Here is a 541-nt window from a genome sequence, read left to right on the forward strand (position 1 = left end):
AATGTAATATCCATTGACCTTTTGAAGATGCTGCTTTTCGAGGGCGTGCGCTTCAAAGGGTCTTTTCTTTGTATTGTGATTAATTTTATAGTTTCCAGTTCTCTTTAGCCACCTTAAGTTAGAGTCCCGCCAAGACTCTAAATCTTGGAAAATACGGTGGTTTGCGAAGTTATTCTTCACAAATTTTATAAGCTGTTCAACTTTGCCCTTGGATTCTGGATCACTTTTCCGGCATAAGTAGATCTTAAACCCTCTCGTTTCATGATACTTTGTAAAGGATTCGGTAAGGATTAAATCGCCTGCGTTTTCACTTACTGCTAATAAACGGTCTTGGTCATACACAATTTCTTCCGTCATACCTCCAAAATATTGAAACGCATTCTCCTGCATTCTAATTAAGTCCGAGGTACGAACAGGACGATCAATCCACTCTACATATTTGAAACGTGAATGAGATAGAACAAATCCAGCTGCGTAAAGCTTCTTTCTTGATCCAAATTCAGTAGGAACAAACATTTCTCCGAAATCTACTTGCATTTGT

General features: G+C 38.3%; 1 pseudogene. It reads right to left on the reverse strand.

Annotation, left to right across the window (positions count from 1 at the left end):
- A pseudogene (locus LZD48_RS18435) lies at positions 1-541 on the reverse strand (DDE-type integrase/transposase/recombinase); the annotation flags it as partial.

The sequence above is a fragment of the Oceanobacillus alkalisoli genome, assembly GCF_021556485.1.
GTDB classification, from domain to species: domain Bacteria; phylum Bacillota; class Bacilli; order Bacillales; family Amphibacillaceae; genus Oceanobacillus; species Oceanobacillus alkalisoli.